Source organism: Anaerotruncus sp. 1XD42-93 (genome assembly GCF_009917605.1).
Lineage (GTDB): Bacteria > Bacillota > Clostridia > Oscillospirales > Ruminococcaceae > Anaerotruncus.
The window spans coordinates 65,389-86,658 of record NZ_QZEG01000010.1; the positions used below are offsets into that span (position 1 = coordinate 65,389).

The 21,270-nt window shown below is 52.2% G+C and carries 23 protein-coding genes and 1 riboswitch; of the genes, 21 read left to right on the forward strand and 2 right to left on the reverse strand.

Annotation, left to right across the window (positions count from 1 at the left end):
- Positions 1-14: 14 nt before the first annotated feature.
- Together dapA and asd are read right to left on the reverse strand one after the other, a co-directional pair.
- On the reverse strand, positions 15-905 hold the full coding sequence (gene dapA, locus D5269_RS05975) for a 4-hydroxy-tetrahydrodipicolinate synthase (protein ID WP_016316263.1): 891 nt from the start codon (positions 903-905) through the stop codon (positions 15-17).
- 581 nt (positions 906-1,486) lie between these two features.
- The gene (gene asd / locus D5269_RS05980; RefSeq protein WP_120484112.1) at positions 1,487-2,566 is read right to left on the reverse strand and encodes an aspartate-semialdehyde dehydrogenase; all 1,080 of its coding nucleotides are present in this window, start codon (positions 2,564-2,566) and stop codon (positions 1,487-1,489) included.
- 169 nt (positions 2,567-2,735) lie between these two features.
- A riboswitch (Lysine riboswitch) is annotated at positions 2,736-2,915 on the reverse strand.
- A 100-nt stretch (positions 2,916-3,015) separates the two neighbouring features.
- Here asd and queA point away from each other — a divergent pair.
- From queA to D5269_RS06085, 21 genes are all read left to right on the forward strand, one after another.
- Positions 3,016-4,044: a tRNA preQ1(34) S-adenosylmethionine ribosyltransferase-isomerase QueA gene (gene queA / locus D5269_RS05985; protein ID WP_120484113.1), complete on the forward strand. Its 1,029-nt coding sequence runs from the start codon at positions 3,016-3,018 to the stop codon at positions 4,042-4,044.
- 182 nt (positions 4,045-4,226) lie between these two features.
- Positions 4,227-4,937, forward strand: a complete 711-nt coding sequence (locus tag D5269_RS19005; protein ID WP_016316266.1) for a GntR family transcriptional regulator — start codon at positions 4,227-4,229, stop codon at positions 4,935-4,937.
- 275 nt (positions 4,938-5,212) lie between these two features.
- Positions 5,213-6,265, forward strand: coding sequence for a TRAP transporter substrate-binding protein (locus D5269_RS05995; protein WP_016316267.1), 1,053 nt, complete (start codon positions 5,213-5,215; stop codon positions 6,263-6,265).
- Between the two features lie 33 nt (positions 6,266-6,298).
- Positions 6,299-6,775 carry a TRAP transporter small permease subunit gene (locus tag D5269_RS06000; RefSeq protein WP_016316268.1) on the forward strand — a complete coding sequence of 159 codons (477 nt, stop codon included), beginning with the start codon at positions 6,299-6,301 and terminating at the stop codon, positions 6,773-6,775.
- Positions 6,772-8,061: a TRAP transporter large permease gene (locus D5269_RS06005; protein ID WP_120484114.1), complete on the forward strand. Its 1,290-nt coding sequence runs from the start codon at positions 6,772-6,774 to the stop codon at positions 8,059-8,061. Before D5269_RS06000 ends, D5269_RS06005 begins: the two co-directional genes overlap by 4 nt.
- Before the next feature lie 56 nt (positions 8,062-8,117).
- Positions 8,118-8,783 carry an RraA family protein gene (locus D5269_RS06010; protein WP_016316270.1) on the forward strand — a complete coding sequence of 222 codons (666 nt, stop codon included), beginning with the start codon at positions 8,118-8,120 and terminating at the stop codon, positions 8,781-8,783.
- A gap of 20 nt (positions 8,784-8,803) precedes the next feature.
- Positions 8,804-9,622, forward strand: coding sequence for a carbon-nitrogen hydrolase family protein (locus tag D5269_RS06015; protein WP_243126655.1), 819 nt, complete (start codon positions 8,804-8,806; stop codon positions 9,620-9,622).
- A gap of 157 nt (positions 9,623-9,779) precedes the next feature.
- The gene (locus tag D5269_RS06020; protein WP_120484115.1) at positions 9,780-11,210 is read left to right on the forward strand and encodes an ethanolamine ammonia-lyase reactivating factor EutA; all 1,431 of its coding nucleotides are present in this window, start codon (positions 9,780-9,782) and stop codon (positions 11,208-11,210) included.
- A gap of 13 nt (positions 11,211-11,223) precedes the next feature.
- Positions 11,224-12,594 (forward strand): ethanolamine ammonia-lyase subunit EutB, encoded by a 1,371-nt coding sequence (locus tag D5269_RS06025; protein ID WP_016316273.1) that lies wholly within the window; start codon positions 11,224-11,226, stop codon positions 12,592-12,594.
- Positions 12,595-12,600: 6 nt separating this feature from the next.
- Entirely contained in the window at positions 12,601-13,539 is a 939-nt protein-coding gene (gene eutC, locus D5269_RS06030) for an ethanolamine ammonia-lyase subunit EutC (protein WP_243126656.1), read from the forward strand.
- A gap of 4 nt (positions 13,540-13,543) precedes the next feature.
- Complete coding sequence (gene eutL / locus D5269_RS06035) at positions 13,544-14,197, forward strand: ethanolamine utilization microcompartment protein EutL (protein WP_120484117.1); 654 nt, start codon at positions 13,544-13,546, stop codon at positions 14,195-14,197.
- A 119-nt stretch (positions 14,198-14,316) separates the two neighbouring features.
- Positions 14,317-15,819 (forward strand): acetaldehyde dehydrogenase (acetylating), encoded by a 1,503-nt coding sequence (locus tag D5269_RS06040; RefSeq protein WP_120484118.1) that lies wholly within the window; start codon positions 14,317-14,319, stop codon positions 15,817-15,819.
- A gap of 21 nt (positions 15,820-15,840) precedes the next feature.
- Positions 15,841-16,137: a BMC domain-containing protein gene (locus D5269_RS06045; protein ID WP_016316277.1), complete on the forward strand. Its 297-nt coding sequence runs from the start codon at positions 15,841-15,843 to the stop codon at positions 16,135-16,137.
- Positions 16,138-16,194: 57 nt separating this feature from the next.
- Positions 16,195-16,479, forward strand: a complete 285-nt coding sequence (locus D5269_RS06050; RefSeq protein WP_016316278.1) for a BMC domain-containing protein — start codon at positions 16,195-16,197, stop codon at positions 16,477-16,479.
- A 13-nt stretch (positions 16,480-16,492) separates the two neighbouring features.
- Positions 16,493-17,227, forward strand: a complete 735-nt coding sequence (locus D5269_RS06055) for a hypothetical protein (protein WP_120484119.1) — start codon at positions 16,493-16,495, stop codon at positions 17,225-17,227.
- Positions 17,224-18,093 carry a phosphate propanoyltransferase gene (gene pduL, locus D5269_RS06060; protein ID WP_120484120.1) on the forward strand — a complete coding sequence of 290 codons (870 nt, stop codon included), beginning with the start codon at positions 17,224-17,226 and terminating at the stop codon, positions 18,091-18,093. The genes D5269_RS06055 and pduL overlap by 4 nt, the downstream gene beginning before the upstream one ends.
- Before the next feature lie 14 nt (positions 18,094-18,107).
- Complete coding sequence (locus tag D5269_RS06065; RefSeq protein WP_120484121.1) at positions 18,108-18,389, forward strand: EutN/CcmL family microcompartment protein; 282 nt, start codon at positions 18,108-18,110, stop codon at positions 18,387-18,389.
- Entirely contained in the window at positions 18,370-19,749 is a 1,380-nt protein-coding gene (locus D5269_RS06070; RefSeq protein WP_243126658.1) for a 4Fe-4S dicluster domain-containing protein, read from the forward strand. Before D5269_RS06065 ends, D5269_RS06070 begins: the two co-directional genes overlap by 20 nt.
- A gap of 6 nt (positions 19,750-19,755) precedes the next feature.
- Positions 19,756-20,301, forward strand: coding sequence for a BMC domain-containing protein (locus D5269_RS06075; protein WP_120484122.1), 546 nt, complete (start codon positions 19,756-19,758; stop codon positions 20,299-20,301).
- Positions 20,302-20,311: 10 nt separating this feature from the next.
- Positions 20,312-20,662 (forward strand): BMC domain-containing protein, encoded by a 351-nt coding sequence (locus D5269_RS06080; RefSeq protein ID WP_304412300.1) that lies wholly within the window; start codon positions 20,312-20,314, stop codon positions 20,660-20,662.
- Positions 20,663-20,671: 9 nt separating this feature from the next.
- A complete protein-coding gene (locus tag D5269_RS06085; protein ID WP_016316285.1) occupies positions 20,672-21,103 on the forward strand; it encodes a EutP/PduV family microcompartment system protein in 432 nt (143 codons plus the stop codon).
- Positions 21,104-21,270 lie beyond the last annotated feature (167 nt).

The window sequence follows — 21,270 nt, forward strand, 5'->3', positions numbered from 1 at the left end:
AAGACAGTAGAAGATCAGATGATATGGGCATGTTTCATTTCCTGTTCAAGCAGTGTTTTCTGCACGTCAGAAAGTTCGGCAAGCGGCAGACGGCAGATGCCAGCATCCCAACCCATCAGATTCACCGCATGTTTAACCGGGATTGGATTGACATCACAGAACAATGCATTGATCAGGCCCAACAACTGAATCTGGAGTGCCGCGCTTTCCTTGACTTTTCCATCAAAGTAGAGCTGGCAGATTTCGTGCGTCTGGCGAGGGGCTACGTTCGACAGAACAGAAATGACCCCTTTTCCGCCAAGGGAGAGAATCGGAACAATCTGGTCGTCGTTGCCCGAATAGATGTCGAGAGCGTCGCCGCAGAGATACCGGATTTCCGCAATCGCAGAGAGATTGCCGCTCGCCTCTTTGGTTGCGACAATATTGGGATGTTTGGAAAGCTCCAGATAGGTCTTGGGCTGGATTCCCATACCCGTACGGCTTGGAACGTTGTAAAGAATGATTGGCAGGTCAGTCGCATCCGCAAGGGTAGTGAAATGCCGGACCAATCCCGCCTGAGAGGTTTTGTTGTAGTAGGGAGTAACCTGCAGCAGAGCATCTGCGCCCGCCTGTTTGGCCTCCTTGGAAAGCCAAACAGCATAGTCGGTGTGGTTGCTCCCCGCACCTGCGACAACCGGAACCCGCCCAGCTACATGCTCAACGGCGAACCGTACCGACTCCACATGCTCCTCATCAGTGAATGTGGATGCCTCGCCGGTTGTGCCTGCCACGACGATCGCATCCGAACCATTCTCAATCTGGTAGTCGATCAGTTTGCCAAACAGCTCCCAGTCGATCGACTGATCAGGACGCATAGGAGTAACGATCGCAACGCCAGCACCGGTAAAGATGGTCTTTTTTTTCATTTGTTACAGACAACCTTTCTATCATCAAATTACTGAAAAACCTTCAGGATATGTTTGCCAACCTATGGCACTTTACACCGCAGAATATCGCTGAAAATGGTTCCAATCTGGATCATATCATTGGGAAAAATACACTTTGTATTCCTGCATTTCTTTACCAAATATCGCAAAATCATAGATTTTTAAATCTCCTCAACCCTGTCGGAAAGCAAGAGCCAAATTCTTTGTCAAGTAGAAGAGATTGACAGCCTTTCAAGCAGACTTTCTACCGGAAAAAGCCCCCAAAGAGGGAATACAGAGCTTTAAAACTACCATTAACAACTGCACTTTTGCCAAGAGTGATACCTGATCTCCTCAAAATGTGAAAACATACCCAAATGAGATGTTCTATTTTGCTTGTAGCTGTCCGATTTTAGCATAGAACCCCAAATTTCCCATGTTTTCGAGCAAAAATCAACATGATGTTTTACGATATCACTATATCATTATTCCATCTGGATACCACAAAAGAATCTATCCTTAGTGTATTTCTACAAAACTTTCAGATGGAAAAAGGATAGAAGTTTTCAGGTCCCTCCGCTTCAGTCGAGATATCCTTTTGCAGCAAGCAGCTCTGCCAGAAGGACGCCGCCGCCCGCTGCACCACGCAAAGTGTTGTGGGATAGGCAAACAAACTTGTAATCATACTGGGAATCCTCCCGCAGACGGCCCATCGAAACCGCCATGCCATTTTCAAGCATCCGATCAAGCTTGGTCTGCGGACGATCGTTCTCCTCAAAATAATGCAAGAACTGTTTGGGCGCGCTGGGAAGCTCCAGTTTCTGGGGAGCCCCTGCAAACTGTGCCCATCTTTCCTTGATCTGGTCTATCGTCGGCTTTCGATCAAAGCTGACAAACACTGCGGCCATATGGCCATCTGAGCAGGCGACCCGCAGACATTGTGCAGTGATTGATGGGGAAGTGGCAGGGACAATCTGGTCTCCTTCCATCCTGCCCCAGACTTTGAGCGGTTCCTGCTCGCTTTTCTCCTCTTCACCACCGATATAGGGGATCACATTGTCAACCATCTCGGGCCACCGTTCGAATGTTTTTCCAGCTCCGGAAATTGCCTGATAAGTACAGACCAGCACTTTAGAAACCCCAAACTCTTCCATCAACGGATGGAGGGCAGGAACATAGCTTTGGATCGAGCAATTGGATTTTACCGCGATAAAGCCACGTTTGGTACCCAACCGTTTCCGCTGCGCAGGAATGATCTCTGTATGGGAAGCATTGACCTCGGGAACAATCATCGGAACATCCGGTGTGGAACGGTTCGCGGAATTGTTCGAGATGACCGGACATTCTGCTTTTGCATAGGCCTCCTCAAGGGCTTTGATTTCCTCTTTCTTCATATCAACTGCACAGAAGACAAAATCCACCTGGGGTACGACTTCATCCACCTTGGAGGCGTCCAGCACAATCAGATTTTTTGCAGACTCCGGCATCGGAAAAGGCATTGCCCAGCGGGAACCGACCGCTTCTTCATATGTTTTCCCTGCGGAGCGCGGGGAAGCAGCAACGACCTTTAACTGAAACCACGGATGGTTCTCCAGGAGAGAGACAAACCGTTGCCCAACCATGCCTGTTGCACCGATGACGCCAACTCTAAACTGCTTCATAATCTCTAAACATTCCTTTCCGCTCGATCCGCGAATGTGTGGCTGTCGACCAGACCGCGGCGCACTTTCGCTGGAAGAATAAAAAAACCGGTTGAAAACCGGCGTATTTTACAATATAATAGGATTCGTCAGTTGAACGCGCGGCAACAGCAGATACCCATTGCCTGTGCCTCCCCATAGCGCTCCATCATACTGCAATGATGACAGTGGCACCCCTTTTCGGAAGTACCCCCAGAGGCGCGCCCGCCAAGCGCATCCCCTTCGGCGTCTGTCCCTTTCTCCGGCCCTTTAAACGACTTTGGCAATCTGATGCCCGGTTACTGATGAAAGACGCGCCTCTACCGGTTTGGTTTATCAAAATTATATTAGCATCTCATCAGCCGTATGTCAATCAATTTGGACGATTGCTGTGATAAATTGTTTAATGCAACAGAATATTGGAGGAACCCATGAAAAAATCTGACTTTTTTTTCGATCTCCCCGAAGAGCAGATCGCGCAGACCCCGGTCGAACCCCGAGATCATTCCCGGATGCTTTGTCTCGAACGGGGGAGCGGCAAACTTCACCACCAGCATTTTTATGATCTTCCAGCGTTTTTGAAACCGGGGGATACGCTGGTCATCAACACATCACGAGTCATTCCTGCGCGTCTGTTCGGTATCAAAGAAGGGTCCGGCGGGGCAATGCAGTTCCTGTTGCTCGCTCAGAAGGAGCAGGATATTTGGGAAGTGATGGTGAGGCCGGGAAAAAAAGCGAAGCCTGGTGCACGTTTTGTATTTGGGGAGGGCCTGTTGACCGCAGAGGTTCTTGAGGTAGTCGAGGGCGGAAACCGGCTCGTTCGGATGGAATATGAGGGGACAAGCATCTATCCGGTGCTTGAACGGATTGGAACTATGCCGCTGCCACCCTATATTACTGCTGCTTTGCGTGACCGGGAGCGTTACCAGACCGTATACGCCAAACAACTCGGTTCGGTTGCAGCACCAACCGCAGGACTGCATTTTACCACTAAACTTCTCGATGAACTGCGGGAAAAGGGGATCAATATTGCGGAAGTGACGCTGCACGTCGGGATTGGGACGTTCCGCCCGGTCAAAGTTGAGGAGATCACCCAGCATTATATGCATTCGGAGCACTATTCCATTTCCAAACAAACTGCTGACTTGGTTAACCATACCAAACAAAATGGCGGTCGTGTAATTGCAGTTGGAACAACAAGCTGCCGAACCCTAGAATCGGTCGCCTCCAAATGGGGGGAGATCCGCGCGGATGAAGGGGACACCAGCATCTTTATCTATCCGGGATACCAGTTCAAAGTTCTGGATGGTCTGATAACCAATTTCCATCTGCCGGAGAGCACCCTGATTATGTTAGTCAGTGCGTTTGCAGGTTATGAACATACGATGCAGGCATATCGAACAGCTGTTGCCGAAAAGTATCGTTTTTTCAGTTTCGGGGATGCAATGCTGATCCTATAGATTGTAGCTTCAGCTCCTTTGACTCTCGTTCTTTACCATTATATTGTATCTGTTTTTTTCTGTGAAACTGGCAGGGGAATGGGAGAGCGATTTTTGGTATACCAAAAACTGTTGACAGGAATTTGAAATATGGTATACTAAATTATAAATAAGGCTTATGGTTTTAATGGAGGGCAAACGGTGTGGAGAGCGTACAGCTTTTAGCGATTGACAAAAATGAAACCTACTCAGAAAAAGTATATCGACAGTTGAAACAGCTCATTGTGACCAATCAGATCAAACCAGGAGAGGCTCTGAATGAGCGTGAGCTGGCGGATTCTTTGGCTGTAAGCAGGACCCCGATCCGGGATGCATTGAGAACGTTGGAACAGGAAGGCTGGATTGCCAAGAAAGGCAAACAGAAGGTGATCAGCCTGTTGACTTGGAAAACGGTGCAGGAGCTTTTGGAAATTCGTCTTCCGTTGGAACTGATGTCCTATGATCTGGCGATCAAAAAGATCACAGAACAGGATATTGAGATGCTCCAGAATTTGACAGACGAAATGCGTGTAACAACCAAAGCAATAGACCCGGCCGAATATTATGAGTTGATGACAAAGGACATCGAAGTTCATATTCAGATCGCCCGCATCTCCAAAAATACCAAGGTGATTCAGATGATTTCTGATCTGGGAGACCAACTCATCCGGACTTCGGTGCTTTCGCTCCAATATGGAGATCTGCCGATTGAAGAATATCCCAGCAGGCATATGCGCTTGCTGGAGTGCCTGAGAAAAAAGGACTACGATGTGGGAAGGGAAACCCTGAAAGAACATATTGCCACTTGGGAAAGCCATCTAAAAAAGATTCCCAATATTTTGAGGGTAGATCACGAAGAAAACTTGATCTTTTGAAGACCGAGCGTTCTTACCATAAAAGTTAAAAAAAATTCGTGAAAGATAACAAAAAGAGAATCAAGTAAAAGAAATAGCTTGTATTATTTTTTGAAATATGGTACATTATTGATGTGGTTTTGGTATACCGAATTCGAAATATCATCCTTAGAGGGAATGGATATAAGTATTTGCCAAAGAGAGGAGGTTTTCGCTATATTTTGGTATACCGAATACGATATGCAGAATACTATATGGGTGAACTGAAGAAACTATGGAAGAAAAGGAGATTCGAAATGAAAAAGATTCTTGCATTAGGTCTTGCCCTGTCTCTCACTTTGGGGCTCGCTGGTTGTTCCAGTGGTTCCTCCACCCCGTCCAGCAGCGGTTCCACATCTGGAGCGCCCGCTTCCAGCGCGGCAGCCGAAGAAGAAAAGTCCTATACGCTGAAGTTCAGCGACCAGAACGCAGAGGGTACCCCGGTCATTACCTGGGCACAGAAGTTTGCCGAACTGCTGAATGAAAAAACCGATGGGACTCTGACAGTAGAGATTTATCCCAACGCTTCACTGGCTGCCTACGATATGGAGCCGCTGCAGAGCGGGATTTGTGACTTTACCCAGTATGTGCCGTCTTCCGCCTCCGACCTGGACTCTCGGCTGGGTGCCTTCGATGCTCCTTATCTGTATGAGAACGAGGCGCACCGCCAAGCGACCTTTGATTATCGCAGTGAGCCGATGAAGACAATCAATGAAAGTCTGAAAGACAGTAACGCAATTCTGCTGGGTTCCTTCTGCTCCGGTTACAGACAGGTGACCTGCAACTTTGAGATCAAGACGCTGGACGATATGAAAGGTGCCAAAATCCGTGTTGTTCCCAGCGACCTGTATCTGCAGCTGTTCCAGGCTTTTGGCGCGGCGGCAACCCCAATGAACTTCTCGGAAGTATCCACCGCTCTGATCACCAACGTAATCGACGGCCAGGAAAATCCTCTGAGCGTTATCTGCACCAACTCCCTGTACGAAATTCAGAAGTATCTGGTCATGACCAACCACATGCCGACAAACCACGGCCTTTGGATGAACTACAACACCTACAGCAAGCTCTCTGAGCGTCAGCAGCAGGCATGTTGGGATGCAGCATATGAGGCTTCCATTTGGATGGATGGGCAGATCGCTGAGGCTGAGGAAGAGTACAAGCAGACCTGCATTGATAATGGTATGACGGTCATCGACGAAGAGAGCGGTCTGGACATTGCAGCGTTTCAGGCAGCAGGTATGACCATGTACGATGCCTTTGCAGAGGATTGGGGCGATATGGTAGATCTCATCAAATCGGTTCAGCACTGATGAATCTGAGAACAGACAGATGGGAGAACTATTATGGCAAGTAAACTATGGAATTATGCAAGGAAAATAGTAACCAGCATTTCCGGATTGTCCTGCCTGATGATTGGCTTTTGCATCATCGCACAAATATTCTGCCGTTTCTTTTTGGGGATCGCATTGACATGGAGCGAAGAGATTGCACAGGTTGGCATGATTTTGATGGTCTTTCTGGCACTGGCAGAGGTCGAGTCCGGAGACGAGCACCTGAAGGTAGAGATTTTATTTTCTGTCTTTCCGAAACTGTCCTTCGGCATGACAATGGTAGGTAAGCTGCTGACGCTGGTCTATAGCGGTATCATCCTTTACAGCGGCTGTTTGATGCTTCCTTCAGTTCAGCGCACGCTGGCAAAAGCAAGTAAGTTTCCGATCCGCTATCTGTATTATGCCATGCTGCTCGGCATCCTGTTCTGGATGATTCAGACGGTCATCAACATGGTAAAAATGGTGAAGGAGAGGGGGGCTCAGAAGTGATCGCAGCGTTGTTGATTGGGTTTGTCGTCCTGTTGGGCGTCGGTGCACCGATTGTAGTGGCTATGGGCCTGCCCGCCGCATTTTACTTTATCGCGACCGGCACCACCTTGTCTACTATTACTTATTCGTTTTATCAGTCTTTATATAGCTTTAACATGTTGGCAGTGGCGATGTTCCTGTTGATGGGCAATCTGGTTACCGAATTTGGCGAGACCGAGCGAGCCTTCCGTTTTGCCCGCACAATATCAAGAGGGAAAAAAGGCTATTCGTCCAAGATCGCGGTTATCTTGAACCTGATTTTTGCAGGTATGTCTGGAGCGTCGATCTCCGCTGTTTGTGGGCTTGGCCCCATGATGGTAGAGGAGATGGACGGCGAGGGGTATGATCGGGGCTATGCCTCTGCCATGACAATCGCAGCCAGTACAGTTGGTCCGGTATTCCCGCCCAGTATCCCTCTGGTTCTGTACGCCACCATTGCCAGTATATCCAGCACGAAGTCCCTGTTGTCCGGGCTCGTTCCTGGTGTAGTGCTGAGCGGCTGTCTGTTTGTATGGGTTCTGTTTACCCACAAAAATCACTTCAACCATGAGCCTATTCCGCGCCCGGAAGAAACCGAGACGACAAGCAAGCTGTTTTTGGATGCGTTCCCCATCATGCTGGCACCGGTACTGATCCTAATTACCATGCTGATGGGCGTGTTCAGCCCCGGCGAAACCGGCGCGATGGCAGCTCTTTACATGATTGTGCTGGGTATTCTGCACAAAACTTTCACCCTCAAAGGATTATGGAACTCGGTTTGGAGCACGATTAAGTCCTGCTCTTCCATTCTGATTCTGCTGGTGGCTGGAGGTACCTTTACAAAGGCGCTCATGCTCGAAAAACTCCCTGATCGAATCATGTCGTTGCTTGGCGGCGCAATGGAGCATCCTTTTGTTGTCCTGCTGATTATTAACTTTGTGCTGCTGATTATGGGGATGTTCATGGAGAGCAACAGTGCACTGATTCTAGCGGCTCCGATCATTCTTCAGATCACCAATATGTTGGGCTTTGACCCGCTGCACATTGGCGTCATGATCGTGCTGAATCTGATGATTGGCCTGTCTACCCCGCCTTTCGGACTCTGCATCTATGCGGTAGCCCGTGTTGCAAAAGTTCCGTCGGAAAGTGTAATCCGCAATGTGGTTCCTCTTTATATTCCGCTGGGAGTAGCGCTGATGGCAGTGACCTTTATCCCTGCGTTGAGCACCTGGCTGCCTAATTTTGTATTTTCCACATTCCTGGCATAAAAACCGGGGCGGTATGAATAACAACAATAAGATTGATGATTTCAGGAGGTATTTTTATGGATCTCGAGAAACTGTTTGAACGTGCACTGAAAACCGATCCCGCACAGATTGGACACCATGTTCAGGGTGGCTTTATGGATGCCAGCATCAAGCCAATCAGCGAGGACATCAAGATGATTGGCCCGGCTTTCACCATCCGCCTGCCTGGAAACGACAATGCGATGCTCTACTACGCCATGAAGCGTGCACCCAAAGGATCTGTGGTTGTGATCGACCGCATGGGTGACAAACGTGTGGCCTGTGTAGGTGAAATGGTTGTACAGGCTGCCCGCAGCCTTGGATTGGCAGGTATTGTAGTAGACGGCCCCAACACGGATACCCGTCCGATCAAAGCGATGGGCTTCCCGCTGTTCTCCACAGGGCGCGCTGCTGTCACCAACACCCTAAAAGGGATTGATGGAGAATACAATGTCCCTGTTAACTGTGGTGGGGCGGTTGTTTGCCCTGGTGACATCGTTTATGGAGATGTAGATGGCGTTATTGTAGCTCCAGCAGAGCGCTTCGAAGAACTGGTTGAGAAAGCGGAGGCCGCTGACCGCAACGAAGTCCTGTGGAGAAAGAGCTTTGCGGAAGGTAAATATCTGTCCGATCTGGTCAACTTCGATCGTCTGGTGGAAGAAGGCGTCAAGGGGAAGATCGGGGAACTGATGAAAGTAGACTAATTTCTGAAGGAGGATTTTTTGTGCAGCGTCAAAGCACCTTTGTGATGGCTCAAATGGCTTCGGAAGGGTCGCCCGAGGTCAACCTGGAAAAGGCAAAAAAGGCGATTGAGAAAGCCGTATCTCTATACCATCCCGATGTGGTGATCTTTCCCGAACTCTATATGAGCCTTTTTCCCTCTGGAACCGCTCATGAAATTGCCCTCGCAACCGCTCAACCGCTGGATGGCCCGTTTGTTATCCAGATGCGCGAGCAAGCCCGTCAGCATGGGATCTGGCTGATTTTCGGCATGAACGAGGCGGTAGAGGCATCGGACGATCATCGCAATTACAATACCACTTTGGTAATCAATTCGGAAGGGGAGATCGTCTCCACCTACCGCAAAACCCACCTTTATGACGCTTTTGGCTATAAGGAGTCGGACACCATCAAGGCTGGAGACCGGTTCTTTGAGCCTATCGAAACACCCTTTGGAAAAATCGGGCTGTTTGTATGCTATGAGGTTCGCTTCCCAGAGGTTGCCCGCTATCAGCGCTCTAAGGGTGCTGACATCATCGTGATGCCCACAGCCTGGATGGCAGGTAAACTGAAAAGCCACCATTTCCGCACCTTGATTACCGCACGTGCAATTGAAAATACGGTTTATATGCTGGCCTGTGACCAGTGTAATGCAGACACGATTGGAGAGAGTGTAGCGGTGGATCCGATGGGTGTCCCCATCGCCAGCGGCGGTGAATCCGAAGAACTGCTGGTGGCTCGTATTGATCTGGACCGAGTAGAGGCCGTACGCGCAAAGCTGCCCGCTTACAAGGATCGCAGACCCGAGTTATATACCATTTAACCGCGGACTGACAACTTGCAAGGTTTCTTCTTCCTTTTCTCTTTATCAGTTGCCGCACAAAGGGCATGGAAATGCCCTTTGTGCGCATAGTCAAGCATATTCAGGAAATTTGTGAATGCGTTTGGCTATGCGCATGTTGTCTGGGGAGGTGTTGAAGATGGCGTCTGAGGAGATGCTGAGCGTGGGGATTGATATCGGGACCTCTACGACACAGGTCATCTTCAGCAAGCTGACGATGGAGAACACGGCCAGCTATTTCTCTGTACCACGGGTATCCATTGTAGATAAGGAGCTGGTCTATCAAAGCAGAATCTACCGCACCCCGCTCCGGGATCGCATTTTTCTGGATGGGGAGGGCATCGGCGAGATTGTTGCAAAAGAATTTGACAGCGCAGGGGTTTCTCCGTCGGACACCCGGACAGGCGCCGTCATCATCACAGGGGAATCCGCCCGAAAAGAGAATGCCTCGATTGTTCTGGAGCAGTTAAGCGGGTTTGCGGGGGAGTTTGTCGTGTCCACAGCAGGACCCGATCTGGAGGCAATCGTGGCCGGAAAGGGCAGTGGGGCACAGCAATACGCAAAAGTAAATGGCTGTTACACCGCGAATCTGGATATCGGAGGGGGGACAAGCAACATTGTCCTGTTTGCTCCGGATGGACGCACAGTAGCAAAAGGCTGTCTGGATATCGGGGGCAGACAGATTTGCCTGTCCAGCGAATGGACAGTGACTTATTGCAGTCCAAGTGCCCGCTGCATCGCGGAAAGTCTGGGGCTGCAGCTATCGGAAGGGCTTCCGGCTTCGCCTGTGGATGTCCGGCAGGTCTGCCAGAGGATGGCACAGCTGCTGGAACAGCTGCTGCTGGGAGAGGAATCTCCGCTCTTACATAAGATACAGACTGCTGGCAGCAGCCAGTTCGTGCCGCCCTATCCGGTGCAGGCGGTGTGCTTTTCCGGCGGTGTGGCAGACTGTATCCGTCACAGCGGCCAGGATGCACTTCAGTATGGGGACATCGGTGTCCTTCTGGGCCAAGCGATCCGTGAAAGCGGCCTGTTTCAGCGGTTCCGGATGGTGGATGCCCAAGAGACGATTCGCGCAACTGTGGTGGGCGCAGGCAGTTATACGACCAGTGTATCGGGCAGCACCATCACCTATGACCCCGGTCTGCTTCCACAGAAGAACCTGCCAGTACTCAAGCTGACAGACCGGGAACAGACACGCTGCATCCAGGGAGACTGGATGATTTTGAATGAGCGGATCGCGTGGTTTATGAAGCAGACCGACAGCCGACGTTTTTTGTTGGCATTGCCGGGCAAGGCGGATCCCTCGTATGAGGAAATCAGACAGCTGGCAGATGCACTCTCACGAGCCTGTGAACAGGCGCTATATCCGGAGGAAGCGCTGTTTCTGGCAGTGGAACGGGATATGGCCAAAGCGCTTGGACAGCAGATTCGCCTTCGTTTCCCAAAACGGGGATTGGTCGTGATCGACTCAGTGCAGCTGGAGCAGAACGATTATCTGGATATGGGACGCCCAGTAGTGGATGGCCTGGCCATACCAGTGGTCGTCAAAACATTGATTTTCGGATGATGGAGGAACCCCTATGAGTTATCGGGTGCTGCTGTCAGGACAAAATTTTGTGTTTGACAGTGTAAAAGAGGTGCTGGCGAAAGCCAATGAAGAAAAATCCGGGGATACCCTGGCGGGTGTAGCTGCCAGATCGGATATGGAGCGCATTGCGGCCAAAGAAGCCTTATCAGATATGCTGTTGAAAGACCTGCGGGAAAATCCGGTTGTTCCATACGAGCAGGACGACGTGACGAGAATAAACCAGGACAGCTTGAATGAGGTGGTCTATGACCGGATCAAAGGCTGGACGGTGGCAGAGCTTCGCGAATGGATTCTGTCCAACGAGACAACCGAAAACCAGCTGCGGGATATTTCCCGGGGATTGACTGCGGAAATGGTGGCGGGTACTGCCAAATTGATGAGCAATCTGGACCTGATTTATGCGGCATCCCGGCTTCAGGTTCCGGCCCGCTGCAACACCACCATCGGATTGCGTGGAACACTGGCTACCCGTCTCCAGCCCAACCATACCACCGACAGCGTGGAAGGGATCACTGCATCACTGTTTGAAGGGCTTAGTTACGGCTGCGGTGACGCTTTGATTGGTCTGAATCCGGTCAATGATACGGTATCCAGCCTGAGCGAGGTGCTCAAGCGGTTTGATGAAATCAAAAACCGGTTCGAAATCCCCACCCAGATTTGTGTGCTGGGGCACATCACCACCCAGATCGAGGCGGTGAAAAACGGGGCGCCGACCGACCTGATCTTCCAGTCGATCGCGGGCAGCGAAAAGGGCAATCAGGCATTTGGTTTTACAACCGACACCGTTATAGAAGCGCAGGAATTGCTGCGCCGGCATGGGACCGGAGCTGGACCGAATGTGCTGTATTTTGAAACCGGGCAGGGCAGCGAACTCAGCTCGGACGCCCACTATGGAGCGGATCAGGTGACGATGGAGGCACGCTGTTACGCCTATGCCCGGCAGTTCCGACCATTTATGGTCAATACGGTGGTCGGCTTTATCGGGCCGGAATATCTGTACGACAGCAGACAGGTCATTCGTGCAGGTCTCGAGGATCACTTTATGGGCAAGTTGTCCGGTGTGCCGATGGGGTGCGACTGCTGTTACACCAACCATATGCTGGCAGATCAGAACGATATTGAAAACCTGTCCCTCCTGTTGGGCGCAGCGGGAATCAACTATATTCTGGGGGTACCTACCAGTGATGACATTATGCTTAACTACCAGAGCAACGCCTATCATGATGTCGGAACCATCCGAAACATTCTTGGGAAGCGGCCGATTCCGGAGTTTGAGCAGTGGCTGGAAAAGATGGGGATTATGGAAGATGGGCGCCTGACCAGACGGGCAGGAGATCCCACTATTTTTACAAAAGGTAGGTGAGCGGGATTGGAAGCACAAACGATAGAACGGATTGTACAGGAAGTGCTGGCAGAACTAACGGCGAACCCCTCCTCCATCCAAACCAATGGAAAGGCTGGCTCTCCGGTACCACCTCCATTCCAGCCTCCTAGAAAGGAAAAATCTGCTTCACAGGCGGACGGGGGGAGAATGGTCTGCCAAGAGGCTGGAGTGGACATCACTTCACCCGATATAAAGGCCGTCCCGTTGTTAGAAGCCCCACAAGATCGAGAATCATTAGAGCGGATGATGCGCAGCACTCCAGCGCGTATTGGGGTGGGGCGGGCAGGTCCTCGACTAAAGACACAGACGCTGCTGACCCTGCGGGCTGACCATGCGGCGGCTCGAGACGCCGTGATGATGGATGTACCGGAACAGCTACTGGAACGTCTGGGACTCTTTTCGGTGCAGACCTGCTGCACAAGCAAGGATCAGTTTTTGACCCGACCAGATCTGGGGCGCCAGTTTTCCCTCGAGACGCTGGAAGAGATCAAACGGCGATGCAGAAAGAGCCCGGATGTGCAGATTTATACAAGCGACGGCTTGTCCTCTACTGCTATACAGGCAAATCTGGCTAATATCCTGCCGGTGTTGATGCAAGGTTTGGAAGCCAGAGGCTTGATAGTAGGCACACCGTTTTTTGTCCGGTTTGGCCGGGTGGCGGCGATGGACCATATCGCGCAGACTCTGGATGCCAAGGTGACCTGTGTGCTGTTGGGGGAGCGGCCTGGACTGGGGACAGCAGAGAGCATGAGCGCCTATCTGGCCTATCGGGCCACAGTAGGAATGCCCGAGGCTCGACGCACAGTGGTATCGAATATCCATCGGAACGGAATTTCCGCCGTGGAAGCGGGGGCCTATCTCTGTGATGTGATTGAGATGATATTGAAAGCAAAAGCCAGCGGCGTAGACCTGCGGAAAGGATGAGAAGATGAGGGGCGATCCAATTTCGGTATCCCTGCTGGGACTGCGGATGCTGCCCAATGCCGATCCTATATTGCGAAAACATCTGAATCTGCGGCCGGAAGACAGGAGCCTGGGCTTTCTGACCACCGATTGTGATGACGTATCTTATACTGCTCTGGATGAGGCCACCAAGAAAGCAGATGTTCATGTTGCCTATGCTCGGAGTATGTATGCTGGGGCGTCGAATGCCAGCACCAGGCTGGCAGGAGAGTTCATCGGTGTGCTTTCCGGACCGGACCCCGAGCAGGTACGGGCTGGTCTGGATGCAGCAGCGGAGTTTATACGGCATGGCGGGTGCTTCTACAGTGCCTGTACAGATGATTCGGTTGTCTACTTTGCGCACTGCATTTCCAGTACAGGATTCTACCTGTCCCATCAGGCAGGCGTGGAGGTGGGGACATCAATGGCTTACCTAATCGCCCCGCCGATGGAAGCCCTTCTGGGGCTGGATGCAGCGTTAAAGGCAGCGGAGGTAGAATTGTCGGTATTTTATGGACCACCTACCGAGACAAATTTTGCCGGTGGTCTTCTGACAGGAGAACAGTCCGCCTGTCAAGCGGCGTGCGATGCTTTCGCACAAGCGGTGTGTGATGCGGCACAGTTTCCTCAAAAGTTTTAATGAGAAAATACCTGAAGCAAGGCTTGCTACAAGTAGCCTCCTGCGGCAGGAACGCCGCAGACTTGAAAAGAATCAGACCCGTTATTTTCAAATGCTTCCATTATGAAGGAGTGGTTAACATGACACTGGATCGCGACCTACAGTCGGTTCAGGAGGTGCGGAATCTGGTGGCACAGGCAAAAAAAGCCGCTGCGCAGCTGGCAGAGTATTCTCAGGACCAGCTGGATGCCATTGTTGCAGCGATTGCAGAAGCCTGTGCCCAGAATGCTGAACGTTTGGCGAAGATGGCCTGCGAGGAAACCGGCTTTGGCAACTGGCAGGACAAAATATTGAAAAATCTGTTGGGCAGTACGGTGACCCACCAGTCGATCAAGGACCTGAAGGTGGTGGGGATACTCCGGGAGGACGAGGGACAGGGAATTTGGGAAATCGGGGTGCCGGTCGGCGTTGTGGCTGCATTGATCCCATCGACCAATCCGACCTCGACCGTAATGTATAAAACACTGATCTCCCTGAAGTCAGGAAATGCCATTGTCATCAGCCCGCATCCCGGGGCCAAAAAGTGCATCTGTGAAACTGTACAGTTGATTCAGGAGGCTGCCTGCAAGGCAGGCGCACCCGAAGGTGCGGTAGGATGTATCAGCCTAACTACGGTACAGGCGACCGATGCCCTTCTCAAAAATCGGGATGTGAGCCTGATTCTGGCTACCGGCGGCGAAGCAATGGTACGGGCAGCCTATAGTTCGGGAAATCCGGCGCTGGGGGTAGGGCCAGGAAACGGTCCGTCATTCATCGACCAGAGCGCTGACATCCCTCTGGCTGTCAAGCATATTTTCGACAGCAAAACCTTTGATAACGGCACCATCTGTGCGTCAGAACAGTCGATTGTCACCCTGTCCTGCATCGCGCAGCAGGTGGAGCAGCAGGTCAAAGCGCAGGGCGGATATTTTCTGGATGAGGAGCAGTCTCAAAAGGTTTCCCGGCTGTTGCTGCGGGCCAACAGTACGATGAATCCCCAGATCGTAGGCAAGCGGGCGGTGGAGATCGCAAAGATGGCGGATGTCAATGTCCCGGATGAAACCCGGGTGCTCCTGTCCAGGCAAACAGAGGTTTCCCGACAGAACCCCTATGCGCGGGAAAAGCTGTGCCCGGTTCTGGGGTACTATGTCCAGGACAGTTGGGAAGAGGCGTGCGACCTGTGTGTTGCAATCCTGCAAAATGAAGGGGCGGGTCACACTATGACTATCCACGCACAGAATCAGGAAGTCATTCGGGCATTTGCCAGAAAAAAGCCGGTTTCCCGTCTGCTGGTCAATACGCCCGGCGCACTGGGCGGCGTGGGTTCCACCACCAATCTTGCCCCGGCACTGACACTGGGATGCGGCGCAGTGGGAGGAAGCGCGACCTCGGACAATGTGACACCGAGACACCTGGTGAATATCCGGCGGGTGGCCTTTGGTGTACGGGAGCTGGAGGAGATCCGAGGAAACCATCCGGTGCCCGAAACAGCGTGTCAGAATGCTCCGATGCTGGAAAAATCCCCGCAGTCGTCGGAGCCGGTGACCCGCGCGGATGTAGAAGCGATCACCCGGGCAGTGCTGGCCCGGCTGGGTATGGCGTAATTGTTTAAGGAGGAATGGATGATGGCAGGAAATTTTCAGGCTTTGGGCATGGTTGAAACCAAGGGGTTAGTAGGTTCGGTTGAAGCGGCTGACGCGATGGTGAAAGCAGCCAATGTCAACCTGATTGGAAAAGTTCATGTAGGCGGCGGTCTGGTGACTGTTATGGTGCGCGGAGATGTCGGAGCGGTAAAATCAGCTACTGATGCGGGTGCGGCAGCGGCCTCCCGTGTGGGGGAATTGGTATCCGTACATGTCATACCCCGCCCGCACGAGGAAGTCGAGCGGATTCTCCCTTCTCTTGAGAGTGGGGACAGATAGAACACCATAAGTCTATACAGTATACAGAAATGAAATGAGATACAGGAGGAACTGAAAATGGCAGAAAATTTACAGGCTTTGGGTATGATCGAGACAAAGGGGCTGGTTGGTTCGATTGAGGCAGCAGATGCGATGGTAAAGGCAGCGAATGTGAACCTAATCGGTAAAGTCCATGTGGGCGGCGGTCTGGTAACGGTGATGGTGCGGGGAGATGTCGGTGCTGTCAAAGCGGCAACCGATGCCGGAGCAGCTGCGGCATCGAAGGTCGGTGAGCTGGTCTCCGTCCATGTGATTCCCCGTCCGCATGGAGAGGTGGAGCTGATTCTGCCTACCCTGAACTAAAAACGGCTGTGACATGAAAATCTTGACCGAAGCCGATCTGCGCAGTGCCTGTCTGACTGGGAAGGTACGGGAGTACAGTGTGGAACCGGGTACCTATGTCACACCGCTGGCGCGGGAATTTCTAAAGGATCGAAAAATCACCCTGACAGAGAAAAAAAACGTGCAGGAAATGCCCCGAGAGCCAGTTGTGAACCGGGGAGCTGCGACCTACCGCGATGCCTCAACCGGCATCACCTATGCCGAAAAACCGGAGCACATGACCCATCTGCGGGGCAATCTGTTGGTGGAGAAAACCCATCCGCGCATTGCATTGCGCGGGGCGCTGGACTCGTTTCAGGCCGAGCTGCTGGAAACCCAGTTCCTATTTGCTGAAGCTGGGAGAACCCCTATAGCGGAAGCGCTGGAGGACATCCTGAGCTATGTTCGTGCGATTTTGGGGGCAGAGGTACAGGACAGGTTGCTGGAAGATCAAAAACTGTTCGAGATGGATGCGGAGCAGATCCGGGATTTTTCTCATCACATTCCCGAGCGGCTAGGAATTCCCCATCCGGTGTTAAACTACCGGATGGGAGAACCAGTGCTTCTGTTGAACCGGCTGCGAACCCAGATCAGGGAGTGTGAACTGGCCGCTGTTTCGGCATTCGGGTCGGAACGTCAGGATCTGGTTCAGGCGCTGAACCGCTTGTCCAGTGCCATTTATATCCTGATGTGCCGGGAGATTGCCCGGCAAAAGGAGGGAAAAGAATGACACAGCAGGAGATACAGAGCATCGTTGCTCAGGTAGTAACCCGCTGTCTTCAAAAACAGGAAGGACCTCAGCAGATGTGCGCAGTTTGGAATGAAATACCTGCGGAAGCATCTGCGCGTCATGTCCATCTGACCCGCGAGTCGGTGGAAGCCCTGTTTGGGAAAGGGGCAGCACTCACCAAGCGCAGGGATTTATCCCAGAAAGGCGAATTTTTGAGTGAACAGCGTGTTCGGGTGGTTACCCCAAAGGGAGAGCTCTCCAATGTGGCGGTATTGGGACCCGAGCGGTCAGCCGTTCAGGTGGAGCTGTCTCGGTCAGACTGCCGGGTATTGGGGATACAGGCCCCGGTGCGCCTGTCTGGAAACCTGTCAGGGGCGGCGGATGTCTATCTGATCGGCCCGAACGGGATGGTACAGGCAGATGGGAGCGCGATTGTCGCAAAAGCGCATATCCATTTGCCGCCAGATGAGGCTGTCCGCAGGGGGCTGCATGATGGCCAGCTTGTCAGCGTCCGGATGGAAAGCAGCCGTCCTCTGACTTTTGAGGGGATCGAGATACGGGTGAAGGATTCCTTTACACCAGCACTCCATATTGATCTGGATGAGGCTAACGCCTGTGCTCTGGATAGCCAGACCCGGGCGATTATCCTTTCAGGAGAGCGGGAGCCTCTCCCAATATTCCCCGGGAAACAGACACAGGAAGCAAAAAAGGAGCCGGTGGAGATTCCCAAACTGGTGACCGAACAAGTGGCGCGCTGTCTGACAGCGCAGTGCCAAGGGTCGCTGATACTAAGCAGAAAGACGATCCTGACCCCCTCGGCGATGGATGTATTCCGTCAGTCGGGAATCTGCATAGAACGCGAATGAGGGATGTGTAAACAATGACAGTCTGCACAGTGGTTGGTCATGTCTGGGCTACGAAAAAGGAGAACAGCCTGAGTGGATTAAAGTTGATGGTGGTGAGAGAAGAGCGCGGTGGACGCAAAACCTCCGCGGAGTATGTAGCGGCCGACCTGGTCGGCGCCGGGATCGGGGAGCGGGTATTGGTGGTCAGCGGAAGCACTGCCCGCCGGGCCTGTGGAGGAGACGAGCGGATGGTGGACAGCGCGATTGTGGGAATCATCGACAGTCTGGAGGTGGATCGTGAGCAGGCCGGCAAGTGAGAAAAATGGGGTGGATGTGATCTCTGCCATACAACGTGCGGGTATCGTGGGCTGTGGAGGTGCTGGATTTCCCACCCATGCCAAACTGAAAGGGGACATCCATCATCTGATTTTGAATGGAGCGGAGTGCGAACCTCTTCTGCGGACTGACCGGTATCTGATGATCCATCATGCCGCACAGATTGTATCTGCTGCCACAGCAGTCAAACAGGCGGTCGGGGCGCGGCAGTGTACGATTGCTCTCAAGGGCAGCTACCAGGAGGAAATCTCCTCTTTGGAACAGGCGATCCGGGAACAGGGTGCCCCAATTTTGATCCATAAAATGAAGAGTTTTTATCCTGCGGGAGACGAACAGGTGATCGTTGCCGAGGTGACACAGCAAGTAATCCCGCCGGCAGGCATCCCTCTGGATGTGGGGTGTGTTGTTTCCAATGTCGGGACCATGTATAATATAGCTCTGGCACTGGAAGGGAAGAACGTAACCCATAAATATCTTACGGTCTCCGGTATGGTGAAGAAGCCTACAGTGATCTGTGTACCTCTGGGAACCTCTTTTGCACAATGTCTGGAACTGGCGGGAGGTATCCCGGAGGGAGACTGGATGGCCATTGCGGGGGGACCGATGATGGGAAGACGGCTCACAAGGGATCAAGCGCTGGAAGCCTCAGTGATTAAGACCACATCTGGCATCCTGATTCTGCCCATTGACAGCCTTCCCGCCAGAAAGGAACAGATCACCCTTCTGCATATGTATCAGCGTGCCAGATCGTCCTGTATCCAGTGCCGCCGGTGTACGGATTTATGTCCCCGGCATCTTCTGGGACATCCGCTGGAACCGCATCGGATTATGCGCCAGATGGCGACGCTGGAATTGGATGGAAACACAACGGACAGCCGCATCCTGAAAAGTGCGGCATTATGCTGCGAATGTGGCATCTGCGAAACGTTTGCCTGTCCGATGCAGTTACAGCCCCGGCGGGTCAACGCGATGCTTAAGCAAGAGCTGGCCAGAGAAAAGGTGCGCTGGAACAAAGGAGAGGGACAGCAGGAACCATCCCTATGGCGGGAAGGACGAAAAGCACCTACCAAACGGGTTGCCGCTCGGGCAGGTGTACTGGAATATTACGATCGTTGTGGAACTGCCGGTTTGATGCAGGAGACACCTGATCAGGTGACACTGCCGTTACGGCAGCATATTGGCGCACCACCAACTGTATTGGTGACGGTGGGGGAACAGGTCTCGGCCGGGCAGTTGATTGCTGCTGCGCCAGAAGGGGCTTTGAGCGCCAACCTGCACGCCAGCATAGATGGTGTGGTTGTATCGGTTGGAGATGCCATCGTAATACGGAAGGAGGGATAAGGTCGGATGGAGACGATTGGATTTTTAGAGCTAAACAGCATTGCACAGGGAATTCAGGCTGCCGACACCATGCTGAAGGCGGCTGAAGTGAATCTGGTGTTTGCCAGAACGGCCTGCCCCGGAAAATATCATGTGATGCTGTCCGGCGATGTAGCTGCCGTTCAGGCCGCGATAGAAGCGGGACAATCGGCTGGTGGAGCCTGTGTGGTCGACTCGGTCGTGATTCCCCGGGTCCATCCTCAGGTGATCCAGGCGATCAATCAGGCTACCGAGCCAGGTGAAGTCAATGCGGTGGGAGTATTGGAATTTTTCAGTGTCACCGCGGCTGTTCAAGCGGCTGATGCGGCGGTAAAAGCAGCGGATGTGGAATTAGTAGACCTGCGTCTTGGACTGGGGATTGGAGGAAAATCCTTTGTGGTGCTCACCGGCGAGGTTGCTGCGGTACGGGAGGCGATATACTCTGGAGCGGGGATCGCTTCGGACAGTGGTATGCTGATGGGCAGTGTGGTGATTCCAAGTCCCAGACCGGAAGTGTTCCAGTCGCTCTATTGAGGGAGGAATTGTGGTGCCAGAAGAAAAACAGCGCATGGTTCAGGAATATGTTCCCGGAAAACAGGTCACGATGGCCCATCTGATTGCCAATCCCAATCCGGATCTGTATACCAAATTGGGGGTGGTCTGCCAGAAGCGGGGTGCGCTGGGCATTCTGACCATCACGCCTAGTGAAGCTGCGATCATCGGAGCAGATGTAGCCACCAAGGCAGCGGAAGTGGAGATTGTCTTTGTCGACCGATTCAGTGGTTCTCTGGTAGTCTGCGGGGATGTGTCCAGCGTCCATGCAGCGTTAAACGAGGTAGTGCAGGTTCTGACAAAAACGCTCCAGTTTACGCCCACCGAAATCACTCAGTCATGAGGAACCACTATGAAAAAGATTATGGTAATCGGGCGGGTTGGCTGTGGCAAAACGACCTTATGTCAACGATTGTTTCAGAAAGAGCTGCAATATCAAAAAACGCAGTCGATCGAATTAGTGGGCGGGACTGCGATTGATACTCCAGGAGAATATGTCGAGAACAGAGCATTTTACCGGGCTTTGGTGGTGAGCGGAGTGGAAGCAGATGTTATTTTGCTTCTTCAAGATTCTACGGATTCAGAGTGCCGCTTTGCCCCAGGGATACAGGCGATGTTCCAAAAGCCAATGGTTGGCGTTGTTACCAAAATAGATCAATGCAGGAATCCAGCAGAGGTGGAACGGGCTGAAACGTTCCTAAAACTGGCGGGAGTCGGTTCGATTGTCCACATCAGCAGTGTGACTGGGGAAGGAATCGAAGAATTGCGCAGACACCTCGAATGATTTTCGATCTGCCTATCTGGGGCACATGGAAAAAATCTGCACAGCCATTGACTTGGGAAACTGGCATATAGTATAATACCAACAGCATCAATGACAAATGAAAACCATGCAGGGCGTGGCGGTGCCGCCGTTGCGCCCTGTTTCTGTGTATGGAAATGCATGGGAAC